Source organism: Streptomyces sp. NPDC101165, assembly GCF_044768135.1.
GTDB lineage: Bacteria > Actinomycetota > Actinomycetes > Streptomycetales > Streptomycetaceae > Streptomyces.
In genome coordinates, this window is the sequence record NZ_JBIWPG010000002.1 from 367,579 (window position 1) to 384,057 (window position 16,479).

Here is a 16,479-nt window from a genome sequence, read left to right on the forward strand (position 1 = left end):
CGGCCGTGACGTGGCGCTCACCCGGGTCATGGCCTGTGACGACCACGGTGGCGCCCTGGGCGAGCAGGGTCGGGCCGGGAAAGTCGACGGGCACCGGTTTCATGTCGGCCGGCTGGTCCGGCGTGGGGCAGGGGGGCGGGAAGGGTGCGGCCGTCTCGATCAACCGTCGGAAGTGGTCCAGCCACCTGGCGTTGTTGAAGCTCACGGCAGCCGTGACGCGGCCCCGATAGCCGTATGCGGTGAGGAAACGGTGGTCGTCCAGCGATCCATGGGTGACGACCACCTCGTCGGCGAAGGTCGGTACGCCGACGGACTTGATGTTGACGCCGAACTGGATCGACCAGAACACCGGGATGGACAGGTAGGGCCGGCGGCCCGCCTGACCGCTGACCATGTTGTGCGCCGCGACCTCGGCCTGCTCCACGGCGTTGGCCCAGTGCTCCAGCGAGATGAGCCGGTACTCGTAGATCGGGTTCGGGCAGCGTGCCACGCCTCCCGCGGCGAAGACGTCGTCGGTGACGCGGCCGTTGATGTCGAGGGCGCGGCAGCCCGTGTCGCAGGTGATTCCCCACACGCCCGCCGCCAGTCCTGATTCCCGCAGCCACTCGGTGTTGCGGATGCTCCCGAGTGCCACCACCGCCACGTCGGCGTCGATGGTGCTGCCGTCGTCGAAGTGGGCGCGGCGAAACCGTCCCTGTGCGTCGCCCTCCAGCCGGGTGACCTTGACGCCGCAGCGCAGGTCGACGCCGTGAGCGCGCTGCATGTCCGACGCGACCTCACCGATCACGGCACCGAGCGCCCCGGCCAGCGGGGCCGCCCCGAGTTCGGCGACGGTCACGGGGATGTCCCGCTCGCGGCAGATGGAGGCGATCTCGGAGCCGGTGAATCCCGCACCGATGATCAGAACGCGGGAAGGCCCGGCCGCGAAGGCTCGCTGCAGGCTCTCGGCGTGCTCGCGCGTACGTACGACGAACACCCCGTCCAGGGCCCCCTCGGACTCGACGAACCACGGCCGGGCCCGTACCCCGGTGGAGATCAGCACCCGGTCGAAGGGAACCTCGCGTCCGTCGGCCAGTCGCACGACGTTGGTCGCCAGATCCAGCCCGCTGGCGGGCACGCCCAGCAGCCACTCCGCATCGATGCCACGGCGGCGGGGCAATGCGGTGCCCCCGGCCGGCACCCACCCGGTCAGCACTTGCTTGGACAGGGGAGGCCGGTCGTAGGGCTCGCCCAACTCGTCGCCGATCATGGTCAACGAGCCGGTGAAACCCTCGTCCCGCAGCGCCTCCGCGGCCCGCAGTCCCGCCAGTGACGCCCCGACGACCACGATGCGGCCGTCGCGCTTGAACGCCTGCAGATTGTCGGCACTGGTCATGACGGCGATGCCACCTATCGAGATGCTGCTTTGCGGGAGGTGTCGCATGCGTGAAGTGATACGAATGCGACGCTCGATGGGATTGCATCCGCGCCACGGACAGGAACACGTAATGACTTTCCCAAGCTTCGCTGAAGCCGAGCTTTCGCCGCTTGTAAGGCAAGCCTTGCCTGCCTTACGTTCTGGGCGCTTCCTGTGCACGTCAGACCGGAGTCCCCATGTCCAGCAGCAGCATCGCCCTGCTCGGAGCCATCGCAGGCTTCACCATCTACCTCGGCCTCCCCCTCGGCCGCCTCCGCACGCCCACGCCCCGGCTCAGGGCCGGCCTGAACGCCGTTGCCATCGGCATCCTGATCTTTCTCGTCTGGGACGTACTGACCCACGCCTGGGAGCCCATCGACGAAGCGCTCGGCAAGCACACCTGGGGAACGGTGGCGTCCGGGGGCTTCACTCTGGCCGCCGGCCTGACCATCGGGCTCGCCGGGCTGGTCCACTACGACGGCTGGATCGCCCGCCGCCGCGAAGCCGCCGCTCGGACCACGGGCCCCGGCGCCGCCGCCACCGCCGAACTGGCGCCGAAGCCCCGCAGCCAGGCGGGCTCGCTCGCGCTGATGATCGCCACCGGCATCGGCCTGCACAACTTCGCCGAGGGCCTGGCCATCGGCAATTCCGCCGCCCAGGGCGAACTCTCCCTGGCCCTCCTGCTGATCATCGGCTTCGGCCTGCACAACGCCACCGAGGGCTTCGGCATCGTCGCCCCGCTGGCCGCGGAGGGCGAACGCCCGTCCTGGTTCACCCTGCTCTGGCTCGGCCTGATCGGCGGCGGCCCCACCTTTCTCGGCACCCTCGTCGGCCAGCACGTGGTCAACGACACCCTGTCGATCGCCTTCCTCGGCCTCGCCGCCGGTTCGATCCTCTACGTCGTCATCGAGCTGCTGGCCGTCGCCCGCAAGACCGGCCTGAAGACCCTCACCACCTGGTGCATCCTTCTCGGTCTCCTGCTCGGCTTCGCCACCGACGCCATCGTCACGGCCGCAGGCGCCTGAGCCGGGGTCGTACAACCGGGGCCGAAGCAGCCTACGAAGCATTGGCCCCATGTCGGACGGGCCTCCGCCGGTGGCTGCCAGCGGCCGTCGATGACCCCTGGAGCAGCGTCCTGGACCGCAATGGCCGTCCAGCCGATAGTTCGAGACGAAGAGGTCAGATGGACACGCACATTCAAATCGGCCCGACCGGCAAGAAGTTGCTGCCGCTGACGGTCAAGAACGCCGGTACGACGCCTGCTGCGAGTGGTCACGCGCACTGAGGTGGGCGAGGCGCCTCGATCGGGTGGTCGAGGCGCCGGCGGGGGTGAGCGAGGAGGAGGTGGCTGCGGCGCCGGCTGCGGTCGTCGCTTCGCCCCCTCGCCCGTCGGCGCCGCCGACGTTCTCTCGGCTCGTTCCAGGCTGATGCGAGGCTGTGTGGTTCTTTGAGCCCCTTCGCGACTCCAAGAGGCAGGCACACAGTGCATGAGGTCAGAACCGTCGTGGCTGGGACGGTCGGCCGCACCACGACGGTGCATGTGCGGAACGCGGTGGGTCAGGCCGGGGTGTCGGCGTCAGGCATGGAGGCCGCGAACGCCTCGGGGCCCTGCTCCACCGCCGCCGGGTCCATCCACATGACCTGCCAGCCGTGGCCGTCGAGGTCGAAGAAGCTGCGTGAGTACATGAAGCCGTAGTCCTCGGCGTCATCCGCCTTGGAGCCGCCCGCCGCGAGGGCAGCGGCGCTGACCGCATCGACTTCGTCGCGGGACGACACGCTGAAGCAGTACAGCGCCAGCGTGTGCGTGGTCGGATCGGCCATCGGCAGTTTCGCGAACTCCGCGAACTTCTCGCGGCTGAGCAGCATGACGAAGGCGTGCTCGCCGACCAGCATGCAGGCGGCGGTCTCGTCGGTGAACTTCGGGTTGAAGCTGAACCCGAGCTTGGCGAAGAACGCCTTGCTGAGCTCGAGGTTCGCTACGGGGATGTTCACGAACAGCATGCGGCCGGGGTGTGCGGGATTGGTCATGGTGGGTCTCCACTCGGTGGCTCGATGGCGTACGTCCTGGTAGACCGGCCCGGTCGGCGGAACTCATCGGTGGATCTCGGCCAGGTCGCAGTCGCAGCGTTGATCAAGTCCACAGCCGCAGCTCAGAGATCCGGCCCTGCACTTCATCGGTTCCTGGTGGAGGTTGCGTGCCCGTTCCGGCGGGACGCAGCGGGCGGTGTGATGCGGCCTGTGTCGTGTCCGTGCAGGTACTTCCGCCTCCTGCCTATCTGACCGGCCGTTCCAGGGTTGTGCACGCCTATATGGCCCCTGAGCCCCCTTGCCTGGTCGGGAGGGGGCTCATTGCCGTGTCCCCCGTAGCGGGCGGTGAGGCGTTCGAGGGCGCCCTGGGTCTGCCCCGCGGCGCGTTGTCTTGCTCACGCAGTGGGCCGTTGCTAAGCCTTGGGAACTCAACGCCAGGGAGCAGGCTGTGCATCGAGAGCCCCCTCTTCCCGTTCCTCCGCGTTCCCGTGTCCGGGCGTTCATCTGCGCCGTCGCGGCCGTCGCCCTCGTGACGCTGACTGCTGCGACAAGTCCCGCCGACGCGGACACCCGGACCGCGGCGGACCCGGCAGCCGTGGTCCGCGAGTGGAACGCCATCACCACCGACACGATCAAGGCCAGCCTCGGCCCACGACCCTCCGGGCAGGTGGCGATCTGGGAAGGGTTCGTCTCCGTCGCCGTGTACAACGCCGTGGTGGGGATCGAAGGCGGCTACGCCCTGTACAAATGGCACGAGCGCGGTCCGGCCAAGGCATCCTCCGCGGCGGCCGCCGCCACCGCGGCCCACGACGTGCTGCTCACCTACTTCCCTGCCTTCAAGGAGCGGCTCGACACCGCCTACGCGGACTCGCTCGCCGCTCTTCCGGCCGGTCAGGCGAGAGACCGGGGCGTGGACTACGGAAAGCGCGCTGCCGCCCGCATCATCGAACTCCGGGAAGGGGACGGCAGGTTCGCGGACGTTCCGTTCACCGCTTCCCCGGCACCGGGGGTCTGGCGGCCCACCCCGCCCGCGTTCCAGCCCTTCATCGACACCTGGCTCGCCAGGCTCCGCCCCCTCCTGCTCACCTCCCCGCAGCAGTTCCGCCCCGGCGGACCACCCGCCCTCTCCTCGGCCGCTTACGCAGAGGATGTCCAGGAGCTGAGGGCCATGGGCGCGAAGACCGGCTCGGGCAGGAGCGCGCAGCAGACCGAGACCGCCCTCTTCTTCAGCGGCAACCTGGTCGCACAGGTCCAGACGGCCGTACGAGACCACGCCGCCCGGCACCGGCTCGGCATCGCCGAGACGGCCCGGCTGTTCGCCGCGGTGAACGCGTCGGCGACCGACGCCGTCGTCACCGCATGGGACGCCAAGCTCCACTACGGCTCCTGGCGGCCGATCACCGCCATCCGCCTCGCCGACACCGACGGCAACCCCGCGACGACGGCAGACCCGGCCTGGGAGCCGCTGCTCCTCACCCCGCCGCACCCGGACTACGTCGCCGGCCACACGACCGTCACCGAGGCCGTGCTACGAGCACTGACCGGCGTCCTCGGCACCTCGCACATCGATCTCTACGTCCCCTCCGAGGTCACCGGCACCACGCGGTTCTACGGGTCCGCCGACGACCTCAACCGGGACGTCGTCGACGCCCGTGTGTGGGGCGGCGTCCACTCCCGCACGGCGGACGTGGCCGGCTGCCGGGCCGGCACCCGCGTGGCCGCCTGGGCGCTGGACCACTACTTCCAGCCGGTCGCCAAGGGCGGCACCCAGTCGTCCCCGTCGACACGATCGGTTCGGCAGGACAGGTCCGCCGAGCCGAAGTGCGGCGACGACTCCGACTGAACCACAGAGCCGAAGCGGACCCGGCGTCGAGCTGGGGAGGCGCCATGCCTCCCCAGCGGCAGGTCGACCCGTTCGTGGGACCCCTCGCCGGTCCGCAGCGTCTCGTCGTCGCCCGGAGAGGACCGTCCTGGTGCCCTGGACCGGAGATGCCGGCTGTAGCCGCACGCGTACTACCGGAGGTCGCTGGTGCCCACGACCCCGTGCTCCTGGCCCGTTCCACCGGCAGTGGATCTGCGCGACGGGGGGTGTCGGGAATAGCCTGGAAAAAGCGACTTCGGGGTGGGACTGACCCTCCTGAGGTGCTCAAAACGTCGAGGGGGGACGCGGAGCAGGGAGGAAGAATGCCCTGGAATCTGAGCGGCACGTACCTGGAGAGCTGCAACTGTGACGTGGTGTGTCCCTGCACCACCTCGGGCCTCACCGCACCGGCCGACCAAGAGCGCTGCCAGGTGACTTTCGCGTTCCACGTGGACAGCGGGACCGTGGACGGCGTGGACGTCTCCGACCGTAATGTCGCCGTTTTCATCGACGCACCCCGGGTGATGGCCGAGGGCGGCTGGCAGGTCGCGCTCTACGTCGATGGTTCGGCGGACGAGAGTCAGGCGGAGGCGCTGGGCAAGGTCTTCTCCGGCCAGGCCGGCGGGCCGATGGCGGCGCTCACCCCGCTCATCGGCGAGGTCCTCGGAGTGGAGCGCGTCCCCATCGACTACCGCGACGACGGCCGCCGCCACGCCGCTCGGGTGGGCGACGCCATCGACATCGAGATCGAGGACCAGGTCGCCCCGCAGTTCGGCGAGGACGGCCCGGTGATGGGCCTGACCGGCATGTTCCACCCCGTGAACAGCACGCTGACGATCGCCCGGTCCACCCGGGCGACGGGCGAGGGCGTGTACGGCCGGTCCTGGGACTTCACCGGCGGCAACGGACACTCGGCGCCCTTCGTGTGGTCCGCATGACCGATGGGCCGGTCACCGGCCGCCGCAGGGCGCGCCCTGCCGGGCTTCTGCTGGTCGCCGCGGCCATCGCCTGGATCTGGATGGCGACGCGCTGGGGAGGCATGCAGGCGACGGTCGGCACCATGGGCCTGGGACTGCCCGCTTTCCTGGTCGTGTGGACGCTGATGATGGCCGCGATGATGCTGCCCTCCACGGCGCCCGTCGCCGGGCTGTATGCACGCACCATCACCGTGCACCGGTCGAGGCGCATGGTCGCTTTCACTGTTGCCTACCTGCTCGTCTGGGCCACGGCCGGGCTGCCGGCGTACGCGCTGGCCGTGGGCCTGGGCCGGACGGCGACCCTCCCCGCCGCGGCAGGGACAGCAGTGGCCGCGGTCGTGTTCGCGGTCAGCGGCGTCTACCAGCTCACGCCCCTCAAGGACCGCTGTCTGGCGAGGTGCCGCTCGCCGATCGGACTGATGCTTCGCTACGCCTCGTACCCGGGGCCCTCTCGCGATCTGCGTGCCGGAGCCCACCACGGTGCCTTCTGTCTGGGCTGCTGCTGGTCGCTCATGCTGCTGTTGACGGCGTTCGGTCTGATGAACCTGTGGGCCATGGTGGTGCTGGCCGCCGTGATCACCGCTGAGAAGCTCGCTCCGGCCGGCCGCCTGGTGGCCCGTGCCGTGGGCGTCGCCTCCATCGCGCTGGCCGTCGCCGTCTTCTGGGTCCCGGCGCTGGCTCCGGGTCTCACCGGTGGAGGTATGAGCGGCATGTGAAGGATTCCGTGCCCGCGGCGGGATGGCACGCCGGGTGCACGGGAGGGTGTGCGCACGGGCGTCCTCTCGGACGCCGCTGGCGAACGCCGGCACGGACGATGACGACGATGACGACGAGGACGAGAAGGGCCTCTCTCAAAGTCCGGCTCATGTGATCTTGTGGCAAGATCGCGGGATGCTGCGACTGACCGACTTCATCATCGATTGCCCGGACACGATGAAGCTGGCAGCCTTCTACTCCGAGGTGACGGGGCTCCCGGTCAAGGAGGGCAGTAACGAGAACTGGGCCGGTATCCAGTTCGGCGAGATCGAACTGGCCTTCATCCAGGTGGAGGACTACCGCGCCCCGCAGTGGCCCGACAGCGAGCACCCCAAGCAGTTCCACCTCGACTTCGAAGTCGACGACATCGAGGCCGAACAGCGCCGCGTCCTGGCCCTCGGCGCGACCCTGCAGCGGGACTGCATCGGCCCCGACGGCTACGGCTTCCGCGTCTACACCGACCCCATCGGCCACCCCTTCTGCCTCTGCCGCAACAAGGGTGTCATCTGGACCGATCAGGGCCTCATCTGGCCCAAGCGCGACCAGTAAGGGCTCTGTCCCCCGTTGGCCAGTTGGTCACGGTCCCGCGAGATGGGGATGACCGCTGCGGGGTTCTCTGCCGGAGACCGGCACCCTCGTCCTGACCGATCCTGAGCCGCTGTTCGAGCACAGCCTCCGCGACATGGCGGTGTGTCTGCGGTGCCGCACCGGGCGGGTGTGGCTTGATCGGCGGGCGGCCCGCGCAGAGGCCCGAGTGCCGAACGGGGCCCGCGGCGTTCTCCGGGCGCCGCAGCCCTTGTCGAGGAGTTCCGATCGTGCGACCGATCCCGCAGCCTGTGGCATTTCCCGGACACGGCGCCGGGGGCGGGTGGCCGCGGCGCCCGGTCCCCCGTACCGCTGCCCTGCTCGCCATGGCGGCACTGCCGGCCGCGCTGCTGGTGGTGCCGATGGCCACGGCCGCCGTTGCCGCGCCCGTGACGGTCACCTTCAGCTCCGGCGCCGACCAGCCCTTCACCGTTCCGGCCGGTGTCACCCGACTGACCGTCACTGCCACCGGCGCGGCTGGTCGGAGCGGGGCCGACGGCGGTGGCCAGGGCGGTAACAGCGCCACGGTCACCGGCACCGTCGCTGTGCCGTCCGGCACCACCACCCTCTACGTCAACGTCGACACCGGGGGAGGAGCCGGCGGTCCAGGGGTGGGCCAGGGGGGAGCCGGCGGTGGTTCCAGCGACGTGCGCACCTGCAGTTCGGCCACAGCAGGCTGCACCCTGACCGGCGTTCCCGGTACCGATCCCCGCCTCGTCGTCGCGGGCGGTGGAGGTGGCGGCGGAAGCGGCGGCTCGGTGTCCCCGAACCCTGAGGCCACCGGCGGAGACGCCGGAGTCGTCGGACTGCCCGGCGGTGACAGACAGGACAGCGGCAAGGGCGGTGGCGGCGGAACCCGGACGGCCGGCGGTGCGGGCGGAGCCGCCTGCCCCATCGGCGGGACAGCCGGCGCCTCGGGCACCGCCGGTGCCGGCGGCAGCGGCGGAGGTCCCTTCGCGGCCGGTGGCGGAGGCGGTGGCTGGTTCGGTGGTGGCGGAGGCTGCATCGCCATCACCGGCGGACCCACTCCCAGTCAGGGGCCGGGTGGCGCCGGCGGTGGGTCGAACCTCGTCCCGCCGGGTGGTACGTCCGCACCGGCGGCGGGAGCGGCCCAGGTGACCATCACCTACGAGCAGGTCCGAGCGACCTGTGCGACCGCCAGGCCCACCCTCGTCGGCACCGACCGCAACGACGTCCTGACCGGCACCCCGGGCGACGATGTGATCTTCGCTCTCGCCGGGAACGACACGGTCGACGGCCGCGGCGGCAACGACCTCGTCTGCGGCGGCGACGGCAATGACCGGCTGTCCGGCGGCGACGGCGACGACCGAGTCGAGGGGGGCAACGACAACGACTCCGTTTTCGGCGGCGCCGGCAACGACACCCTCTTCGGCGGCAGCGGCAACGACACTCTCGACGGCGGTCCCGGTACCGACACCAACGACGGCGGATCCGGTCACAACAACTGCACCGACCCGTCCACCGGAGCAGGCTGCGACACCTGAGGATATGGATCTTCCGGGTGCGCAAGTGCTGTGCATATGTCTTAGATGTACGAGAAGTGCACATGTGCACGGGCCGGACGGAAAACGGGTGCCGAAGTGGTGGAAGAGGCTACGCCGGGCTCCGAGGGCAAAGAGGACTCGGTTGCCCTCGGGGGCTATCAGCAGGAGCTGAAGCGGACGCTCGGCTCCTTTCAGGTGTTCGCGATCTCGTTCGCGTTCATCTCGGTGGCGGTCGGCATCTTCTCGACGTACGACGACGTGCTGCAGAACGCGGGGCCGGTGGGGATCTGGCTGTGGGGCATCGCGACGGTGGGTCAGGTGCTGGTCGCCCTGGTGGTGGCACAGCTCGCGGGGCGCATCCCGCTCAGCGGCTCGTCCTACCAGTGGGCCTCACGGCTGGCCAACCCGAAGGTCGGCTGGGGGTTCGGCTGGCTGAGCTTCTGCTTCCTGGCCATCGCGGTGGTGGCGATCGACAACGCGCTCGCGAGTCAGGCGTTCATGCCGCTCGCCGGTATGAGTCCGGACGAGGACACGGCGCGGGTGATCACCCTTGTGGTTCTGCTGGTCCAGGCCGTGGTCGTGGTGGCCTCGACGCGCCTCGTCAGCCTGCTCAACACGACCGCGGTGACGCTGGAACTGGCGTTGGTCGTGGTGGTGGCGCTCGCCCTTGCCATCGCGGTGGCGGTCACCGGCCGTGGCGCGGTCGGCAACCTGACCTCGCGCGGCATCACCGAGCACGCCCCGCACTACTTCGACGTCGGCGGCGGGCTGATGATCGCGATGATCATGGGCCTCGCCACGCTGGTCGGCTTCGACTCCGCGGCGAACCTGGCCGAGGAGGCCAAGGACCCCTTCCGCAGCGTTCCGCGCGCGATCGTGGGGTCCGTCGTGGCCGCCGGTGGGCTGGGGATCGCGTTCCTGATCTGCCTCACCGTCGCGATCGAGGACATCCCACGGATCACCGCGAGCGAGTCGCCCGTCGCGGCGATCATGCGTGAGCAACTGGGGCCGCCGATGGAGAGAGTGCTCCTCGTGGCCATTGCGATCGCGTTCTTCGGCGCCGGCACGGTGGTGATGACCGCGTGCTCACGGATGGTCTTCGCGATGTCGCGCGACGGGCGCTTCCCTGCCCACCGGCTCATGCGTCGGGTCAGCCCTCGCACGCAGACGCCGGTCCCCGCGACGGTGCTGATTCTCGCGGTGGGGGTCGTCCTGATGGTCGCGTTGCCGGGCGCCGCGCTGCTGAAGCTGATCACGGCGTCCACGATCCTTCCGGCGATCATCTACGGCGCGACGATCACCCTCTACCTGGCCGTCCGTCGGCGACTGGACCGCAAGAAGGGCGCGTTCGACCTCGGGCGGTTCGAGCTGCCGGTCGCCATCTGCGCGCTGGTGTGGACGCTCGCGTCCCTGTTCGTGCTGGTGTCGCCGGCCGAGGCGCTCGTTCCCGTGCTGATCGTGGTGGGCCTGCTCGTCGTGGGTGGGTTGTTCTTCGCCGGCTTGCTGCTGTTCAATCGCCAGGCGCTGGAGACCGAGCCCGGAGATGTGAGTGTCTTCGAACACTGACGTGGTCGGTCAGCAGAACGCGGGCGGGATGCTCTGCTCGTACTGGAACACGTTCCGCGGGTCGTACTTCGCCTTGACGATGCGCAGCCGGTCGAAGTTGTCCCCCCAGTAGGCGGTCTCCCAGTTCTGCATCCCGATGTTCGGAACGTTGACGTAGGCACCGTTCACGTAGGGCCGCAGCGCCTGGCCGAACTCGGCGATCCAGGCCTGGGCCTGCGGAGTCAGTTCGTCGCCGCTGCCCGGTACACCGCGTTTTCCCCAGCCGGCACCGGGCTCGGAGTAGAAGAGCGCGTCGCGATGGGGGAACGACGTACCACCGCGGGGGCTCTTCCTGACCGCCCCGCCGAAGGCTTGGGTGAAGAAGTTGCTGTCATCCGTGGGTGCGTCACGCATGAACGAGGCGATCACGTCGATCGCCGTCCTCGGGAACGGTGTGTCGGTGAACTGCGAGCAGAACTTCCAGTTCGCGGGCTCGTCCTCGGTCGGGATCTGGAACGCCGCATACACGTCGCCCCAGTTGCCGACCTGCACCGTGACATCAGGGCTACCGACCGACAGGATCGGAGCCAGCAGCTGCTTCGCCTCCGTCGGGGTTCCTTCCGCGAGGACTGCGAACAGCAGGGTCTGGTTCCTGCGGCATTCGAGCTGGGTGCCGAGGCGGTCGTCGGCGACCGGCGCCGTGCTCTGCCATGCCTCGAAGACCCCTTGCAGGTCCCCGATGCCGTCCCACGTCGCTTGCAGGTAGGCGACGCTCTTCAGCGGAGTCACCTCGTAGGTCAGGGACGTGACGATCCCGAAGTTGCCGTTGCCTGCCCCGCGGAGGGCCCAGAGCAGGTCGGAGTGGTTCTTCAGGTCGACGGTGAGCACCTCGGCGCAGTCGGTGCCTTCCGCTACGACGATCTCGGCGCCGATCAGACTGTCGCAGGCCATGCCGAGGTAGCGGGTGAGGAGGCCGAAGCCGCCTCCGAGCGTCGCGCCGGACAGGCCCACGCTGCCTTCCGTTCCGGTCGACACCGCAAGGCTCTTCTTTGCGAGCGCGGTCACCGCTTCCAGTTGGCTGAGCCCGGCGCCGACCGTCACCGTGCGGGCGGTGGTGTCGATGTGAGCCGACTTCAGTTCGCTGACATCGATGACGATGCCGTTGTCCACGTTCGACCAGCCCTCAAGGCTGTGGCCGCCGCTCCGCACCCGTAGCGCAACGTCATGCTGCCGTGCCCAGGTAAGGGCGTTGACCACGTCCTGAGTCGTCCGGGCGTAGACGATGACCAAGGGATGGCGGACGAACAGCTCGTCCCAGCCCAGACTCGCCTCGGCGTAGTCGGGGTCGTCGGGACGAACGATGCGACCGGTCAGGCTCGCCGGTGGACACTTCACGCTCTCGGTTCCTTCGCTCGCGGCACTCACGCCCGGGCCGTTGCCTTGAACAGTCCGCGAGGAGCGGAGTCGTTCACGGTCCGTGTCCTCTCGGCCCTCGGCTCACGCGAATCGGACCTTCATGGACGATTTGGGCGAGGCGGACAGTGGCAAGGGTGAGTACGGCAGGGGGTGCCGACACGCTCGCCGCCATGGCCCCAGGCGCTCGGAGTCGCCGGGGGTGGGGGCACCCCGCTGCAGCGTCACCGTCACGATGGCGCGGCTGTGCGGTCGATGGTGATGAGCCACTGGCTGACGATGGTGTCGATGAACTCGTCGGTGGCTTCGGCCCGGTCGAAGAAGAGGCGGGCGAGCAGGGGGCCGTAGAGCAGGGTGTACTGCTCGGAGGTGATCTGCAGGCCGGACGGCTCCAGGAGCTTGTTCAGTGCGGCGAGGCGGTCCTCCATGATCCGGGCCATGGCCTGGGCGCTGTCGGCGTCATGGTCGGCTTCGGCGGCGATGGCCAGCGCGGCCGTGCGGGTGGCGGGGACGGTGATGCCGGCGCGCAGGCTGATCATCCAGGCGGTGGCGACGGCGCGTACGTCGGTGCCGGGTTCGGGGTAGCCGACGTCGGGGCCTTGCAGGGTGACGTCGGAGAGCAGGGCGGCGCGGTTGGGCCAGTGCCGGTACAGGGTCTGGCGGGTGACGCCGGCGCGCTCGGCCAGGAGAGCGGTGGTCAACCCGGTCAGTCCGACCTCGGGCAGCAGCTCGCGGGCGACAGCCAGGATGCGGGCGCGGGTGCGCTGGACGCGGGGGTTGCAGGGATTCGGCTGGCGGCGGTGGACGGGCGGCTTGGACGGCATGGAGTCCATCCTACCCAGTAATCACACACGGCGTGTGACGTACGCAACCCAGCGCTGACTTCGCAATTCACACGGACTGTGTGATACACCGGAAGGGCAATCACACAGACTGAATGATTTCAGCCTGTGGCCCGCCTCCTCTTCCCCTGGAGTTCTCGATGTCCACCGCGATCACCTACTCCCGCTACGGCGGCCCAGACGTGCTCACCCTCACCGAGGTCGACACCCCCGAGCCGGGTCCGGGCCAGGTCCGGATCAAGGTCCGGGCGACCGCCGTCAACCTGATCGACCTGAAGGTCCGCTCCGGGATGATGGACGGCGTCTTCCCGGTCGAGTTCCCGATGCTGCCCGGCTGGGACGTGGCCGGGGTCGTCGACAAGGCCGGCGAGGGCGCCACCGCCTCGGTCGGCGACGAGGTCTTCGGCGCTGCCTCGGTAGGCGGCTACAGCGAGTACGCGCTCCTGGACCAGCCGGTCGCCAAGCCCGAAGGGGTCTCCTTCGAGACCGCCGCCGCCCTGGTCACCGTGGGGGAGACCGCCTACCGCGGCCTGCACCACCTGGGGGTCGCGGAAGGCGACACCCTGCTGATTCACGGCGCGGGCGGCAGCGTCGGCACGATCGCCGTCCAGCTCGCCGTCTCCCGGGGCATCACCGTGGTCGGCACCTCCGGCGAGGACGACACCGAGCGCGTCACCAAGCTCGGCGCCACCGCCGTGACGTACGGCGAGGGCTGGGTGGAGCGGGTCCGGGCCGCCGCCCCGCAGGGTGTGGACCACGTCTTCGATGCCGCCGGCGCGGGTGTGCTGCCGGAGTCGACAGCTCTGGTCGGCGATGCGGCCCGGGTGATCACGATTGCCGACATGTCTGCCGCGCAGCACGGGGTGCGTTTCACCGGCGGGGATCCGGCCGACCGGTTCTGGCAGGCCCTGCCGCAACTGGCCGATCTCGCCGCCGTCGGCAAGCTCGACGTTCCCGTCTGGCGCACCTACCCGCTCGCCGAGGCCGCCCAGGCCCACGCCGACATCGAGGCCCGCCGCGCCCGGGGCAAGGTCGTCCTCCTGCCCTGACCCCCGGGACCACAACCGGCACCGACCCCCGGCCGACCACCGCCCATCCGCTTCGGCGAACTGCACGCCGGCATGCGCCGCGTCAGTTCCGAGATGCTCGCCGACCGGTTGCGTGCACTCGTCCACGCCGGGCTCGTCACCCACGGCGGGCCCCCACCCGGCCCGCCACCTACACGCTCACCGCCGACGGCCGGGCCCCCGTGCCCGCCCTGGAGCAGATCCGCTCCTGGTCGCATCACCGCACCTGACAACCCGCGCTACACCTCGGAGAACGGAACCCTCATGTCCGCACGCACCCTGCCCGAAGCCACCTTCGCCCGTACCGTCCTGGGCTCCGGTCCCGGCCTCGCCCTCGCCCACGGCGCCGGCAGCAGCGTGGCCGGCACCTACGGCCCGATCCTGGAAGGCCTCGCAGCCCGCCACACCGTCGTCGGCATCGACTACCCCGGCAGCGGCGACACTCCCCGCGCCACCACCCCGCTGCAGCTGGACGACCTGGCCGACCAGCTCGTCGCCGCCGCCGTCGCCGAGGGGCTGGACACCTTCGCCCTGTCCGGCTACTCCCTCGGCGGCCCCGTCGCCATCCGCGCCGCCGCCCGCCACCCCGAGCGCGTCACCGCCCTCGTGCTGACCGCGACCTTCCCCTATCGCGACAACCGGCTCGTTCTCGCCACACCGATCTGGCGGAAGCTGGCCATGTCGGGCGACCGCGAACTGCTGGCCGAGTATCTGACGATGATGGCCCTGGGCGCCGACGCGCTGGAAGCGCTGCCGGACGAGCAGCTCCAGCAGGCCATCGCGTTCACCGCCGCCAGCATCGCCGACGGCACCCCCGAACACGCCGACCTGGCTCCCCGGGTCGACGTCCGCGACGACCTCGCGCGCATCGAGGCGCCCACTCTCGTCATCTCCACCACGCAGGACTGGTTCACCTCCACCCGTCTGCACCACCAGCTCGCCGACACCATCCCCGGCGCCCAGCTCGTGGAGATCCGCACCGGCCACCTGCCCATGGTGGAGCGCCCCGAGGAATGGCAGCAGCTCATCACCGACTTCCTCGCCCGGCACAGCGCCTGAGCACACCAGTGGGCGGGTCCGTCTCGCATGCGTCGCCGTGATATCCGGTGCAGGCTGGTGCTGCACCACCCCCAGGGAGACCGCGGCGAAGAGGGCGGATTCATGAGCGTGAGCGACGTCGACATGAAGGTGGAAGTGCTCGTCGTACCGGTGTCGGACATCGACCGGGCGAAGGAGTTCTACGGCCGCCTCGGGTGGCGGCTGGACCGGACGCCACCCGGAATCGTGCAGCTCACCCCGCACGGCTCCGCGTGCTCGGTCCAGTTCGGCACGGACCTGACGTCGGCCGCGCCCGGTTCGGGCAAGGCGTATCTGATCGTCTCCGACATCGAAGCCGCCCGTACCGCGCTGGTCGCCGCCGGCATCGAGGTGAGTGCGGTCTTTCACCCCGGGCCGGACGGTCCGGTCGAGGGCCTCGACCCGGAGCGACGCAGCTACTTCTCGCGCGCCACGTTCGTCGACCCCGACGGGAACACCTGGCTGCTGCAGGAGGTCACGGCCCGGCTCCCCGGGCGCGTCGATCCCGGGCCGACGTCCTTCGACTCCGTGACCGATCTGGCGAGTGCGATGCGACGCGCGTCCGCCGCCCACGGTGAACACGAGAAACGCATCGGCCAGGAGGATCCGGACTGGCCCGACTGGTACGCCCAGTACATGGTCAGCGAGCAGACCGGCGCCGAACCGCCCGAGTAGGGCCGGTGCAGGGAGGAACCATGGCCGAGACCTACGATCCCCGCCGCACGGCCGTTCTGCTGATCGACCCGTACAACGACTTCCTCTCGGAGGGCGGCAAGGTCTGGCCGCGGCTGGAGCCCGTTGCCGACGACGTCGGTCTGCTGGACCATCTGCGCTCTGTGATCGCCTCGGCCCGTGCGATCGGTGTGCGCGTGGTGTTCGTGCCGCACCGCCGCTGGGAGCCGGGTGACTACGAGACGTGGGACCATCCGACCCCCTCGCAGCGGAAGATCCAGCAGGCCCACCACTTCGCCAGGGGGTCCTGGGGCGGCGAGTTCCGCCCCGACTTCCAGCCGCGGCAGGGCGAGTTCGTCGCTCAGGAGCACTGGGGGTCGAGCGGGTTCGCCAACACGGACCTGGACATGCAGCTCAAGCAGCACGGCATCACCCACGTGGTTCTGGTCGGCGTGCTGGCCAACACCTGCGTCGAGGCCACCGCTCGTTTCGCCATGGAGCTCGGCTACCACGTGACGCTGGTCCGCGACGCCACCGCGGCCCTCGGTCCCGAGATGATGCACGCCGCTCACGAACTCAACGGCCCCACCTACGCCCAGGCCATTGTCACCACGAACCAACTCGTCGCCGCATTCGACGGATCCCGGCCATGACAGTCGGGCGCGTCCGTGTCGAGGCTGAAGAAGTGGTGCACACGAGCCCCCTTCCCCGATGGGGAAGGGGGCTCGTCGGTGTTCGGTGGCGTGTGCGTCCGT

At 70.0% G+C, this 16,479-nt stretch carries 14 protein-coding genes and 1 pseudogene; 11 read left to right on the forward strand and 4 right to left on the reverse strand.

Annotated features, from left to right (window positions below):
- Positions 1 to 4: 4 nt before the first annotated feature.
- Positions 5 to 1,375 (reverse strand): annotated as a pseudogene (locus tag ACIRVH_RS05180) (NAD(P)/FAD-dependent oxidoreductase); the annotation flags it as partial.
- A 218-nt stretch (positions 1,376 to 1,593) separates the two neighbouring features.
- Between ACIRVH_RS05180 and ACIRVH_RS05185 the strand changes: the two are divergent.
- On the forward strand, positions 1,594 to 2,421 hold the full coding sequence (locus tag ACIRVH_RS05185) for a ZIP family metal transporter (RefSeq protein ID WP_403948325.1): 828 nt from the start codon (positions 1,594 to 1,596) through the stop codon (positions 2,419 to 2,421).
- 532 nt (positions 2,422 to 2,953) lie between these two features.
- Here ACIRVH_RS05185 and ACIRVH_RS05190 read toward each other — a convergent pair.
- A complete protein-coding gene (locus ACIRVH_RS05190) occupies positions 2,954 to 3,424 on the reverse strand; it encodes a VOC family protein (protein WP_403948327.1) in 471 nt (156 codons plus the stop codon).
- A gap of 529 nt (positions 3,425 to 3,953) precedes the next feature.
- Here ACIRVH_RS05190 and ACIRVH_RS05195 point away from each other — a divergent pair.
- The 6 genes from ACIRVH_RS05195 to ACIRVH_RS05220 all read left to right on the forward strand — a co-directional run bounded on the left by ACIRVH_RS05195 (position 3,954) and on the right by ACIRVH_RS05220 (position 10,674).
- Positions 3,954 to 5,267 (forward strand): vanadium-dependent haloperoxidase, encoded by a 1,314-nt coding sequence (locus ACIRVH_RS05195; protein WP_403948329.1) that lies wholly within the window; start codon positions 3,954 to 3,956, stop codon positions 5,265 to 5,267.
- A 341-nt stretch (positions 5,268 to 5,608) separates the two neighbouring features.
- Positions 5,609 to 6,223 (forward strand): DUF1326 domain-containing protein, encoded by a 615-nt coding sequence (locus ACIRVH_RS05200; protein WP_403948331.1) that lies wholly within the window; start codon positions 5,609 to 5,611, stop codon positions 6,221 to 6,223.
- Positions 6,220 to 6,978, forward strand: coding sequence for a DUF2182 domain-containing protein (locus ACIRVH_RS05205; RefSeq protein ID WP_403948332.1), 759 nt, complete (start codon positions 6,220 to 6,222; stop codon positions 6,976 to 6,978). The genes ACIRVH_RS05200 and ACIRVH_RS05205 overlap by 4 nt, the downstream gene beginning before the upstream one ends.
- A 175-nt stretch (positions 6,979 to 7,153) precedes the next feature.
- Positions 7,154 to 7,567, forward strand: coding sequence for a VOC family protein (locus ACIRVH_RS05210; RefSeq protein ID WP_403948333.1), 414 nt, complete (start codon positions 7,154 to 7,156; stop codon positions 7,565 to 7,567).
- 362 nt (positions 7,568 to 7,929) lie between these two features.
- Entirely contained in the window at positions 7,930 to 9,108 is a 1,179-nt protein-coding gene (locus ACIRVH_RS05215; RefSeq protein WP_403948334.1) for a calcium-binding protein, read from the forward strand.
- 96 nt (positions 9,109 to 9,204) lie between these two features.
- Positions 9,205 to 10,674: an APC family permease gene (locus tag ACIRVH_RS05220; RefSeq protein ID WP_403948335.1), complete on the forward strand. Its 1,470-nt coding sequence runs from the start codon at positions 9,205 to 9,207 to the stop codon at positions 10,672 to 10,674.
- Positions 10,675 to 10,683: 9 nt separating this feature from the next.
- On the opposite strand, the gene ACIRVH_RS05225 is transcribed toward ACIRVH_RS05220, so the two are convergent.
- Both ACIRVH_RS05225 and ACIRVH_RS05230 read right to left on the reverse strand, forming a co-directional pair.
- On the reverse strand, positions 10,684 to 12,048 hold the full coding sequence (locus ACIRVH_RS05225) for an FAD-binding oxidoreductase (protein WP_403948336.1): 1,365 nt from the start codon (positions 12,046 to 12,048) through the stop codon (positions 10,684 to 10,686).
- A gap of 248 nt (positions 12,049 to 12,296) precedes the next feature.
- Positions 12,297 to 12,890, reverse strand: coding sequence for a TetR/AcrR family transcriptional regulator (locus tag ACIRVH_RS05230; RefSeq protein ID WP_403948337.1), 594 nt, complete (start codon positions 12,888 to 12,890; stop codon positions 12,297 to 12,299).
- Positions 12,891 to 13,048: 158 nt separating this feature from the next.
- Here ACIRVH_RS05230 and ACIRVH_RS05235 point away from each other — a divergent pair, with 158 nt between their 5' ends.
- From ACIRVH_RS05235 to ACIRVH_RS05250, 4 genes are all read left to right on the forward strand, one after another.
- Positions 13,049 to 13,957, forward strand: a complete 909-nt coding sequence (locus ACIRVH_RS05235; protein ID WP_403948338.1) for an NADP-dependent oxidoreductase — start codon at positions 13,049 to 13,051, stop codon at positions 13,955 to 13,957.
- A 282-nt stretch (positions 13,958 to 14,239) separates the two neighbouring features.
- Positions 14,240 to 15,034, forward strand: coding sequence for an alpha/beta fold hydrolase (locus tag ACIRVH_RS05240; protein ID WP_403948340.1), 795 nt, complete (start codon positions 14,240 to 14,242; stop codon positions 15,032 to 15,034).
- Positions 15,035 to 15,136: 102 nt separating this feature from the next.
- Positions 15,137 to 15,727 (forward strand): VOC family protein, encoded by a 591-nt coding sequence (locus ACIRVH_RS05245; RefSeq protein WP_403948341.1) that lies wholly within the window; start codon positions 15,137 to 15,139, stop codon positions 15,725 to 15,727.
- A 20-nt stretch (positions 15,728 to 15,747) separates the two neighbouring features.
- Positions 15,748 to 16,377 carry an isochorismatase family cysteine hydrolase gene (locus ACIRVH_RS05250; RefSeq protein ID WP_403948343.1) on the forward strand — a complete coding sequence of 210 codons (630 nt, stop codon included), beginning with the start codon at positions 15,748 to 15,750 and terminating at the stop codon, positions 16,375 to 16,377.
- Positions 16,378 to 16,479 lie beyond the last annotated feature (102 nt).

What these genes read in the sequence shown, in the direction of transcription:
- ACIRVH_RS05190 (WP_403948327.1), bottom strand. Translation starts at nt 3,424, where the DNA reads ATGACCAATCCCGCACACCCCGGCCGCATGCTGTTCGTGAACATCCCC.
- ACIRVH_RS05205 (WP_403948332.1), top strand. Translation starts at nt 6,220, where the DNA reads ATGACCGATGGGCCGGTCACCGGCCGCCGCAGGGCGCGCCCTGCCGGG.
- ACIRVH_RS05230 (WP_403948337.1), bottom strand. Translation starts at nt 12,890, where the DNA reads ATGCCGTCCAAGCCGCCCGTCCACCGCCGCCAGCCGAATCCCTGCAAC.
- ACIRVH_RS05235 (WP_403948338.1), top strand. Translation starts at nt 13,049, where the DNA reads ATGTCCACCGCGATCACCTACTCCCGCTACGGCGGCCCAGACGTGCTC.
- ACIRVH_RS05200 (WP_403948331.1), top strand. Translation starts at nt 5,609, where the DNA reads ATGCCCTGGAATCTGAGCGGCACGTACCTGGAGAGCTGCAACTGTGAC.
- ACIRVH_RS05210 (WP_403948333.1), top strand. Translation starts at nt 7,154, where the DNA reads ATGCTGCGACTGACCGACTTCATCATCGATTGCCCGGACACGATGAAG.
- ACIRVH_RS05185 (WP_403948325.1), top strand. Translation starts at nt 1,594, where the DNA reads ATGTCCAGCAGCAGCATCGCCCTGCTCGGAGCCATCGCAGGCTTCACC.
- ACIRVH_RS05250 (WP_403948343.1), top strand. Translation starts at nt 15,748, where the DNA reads ATGGCCGAGACCTACGATCCCCGCCGCACGGCCGTTCTGCTGATCGAC.
- ACIRVH_RS05245 (WP_403948341.1), top strand. Translation starts at nt 15,137, where the DNA reads ATGAGCGTGAGCGACGTCGACATGAAGGTGGAAGTGCTCGTCGTACCG.
- ACIRVH_RS05215 (WP_403948334.1), top strand. Translation starts at nt 7,930, where the DNA reads ATGGCGGCACTGCCGGCCGCGCTGCTGGTGGTGCCGATGGCCACGGCC.
- ACIRVH_RS05240 (WP_403948340.1), top strand. Translation starts at nt 14,240, where the DNA reads ATGTCCGCACGCACCCTGCCCGAAGCCACCTTCGCCCGTACCGTCCTG.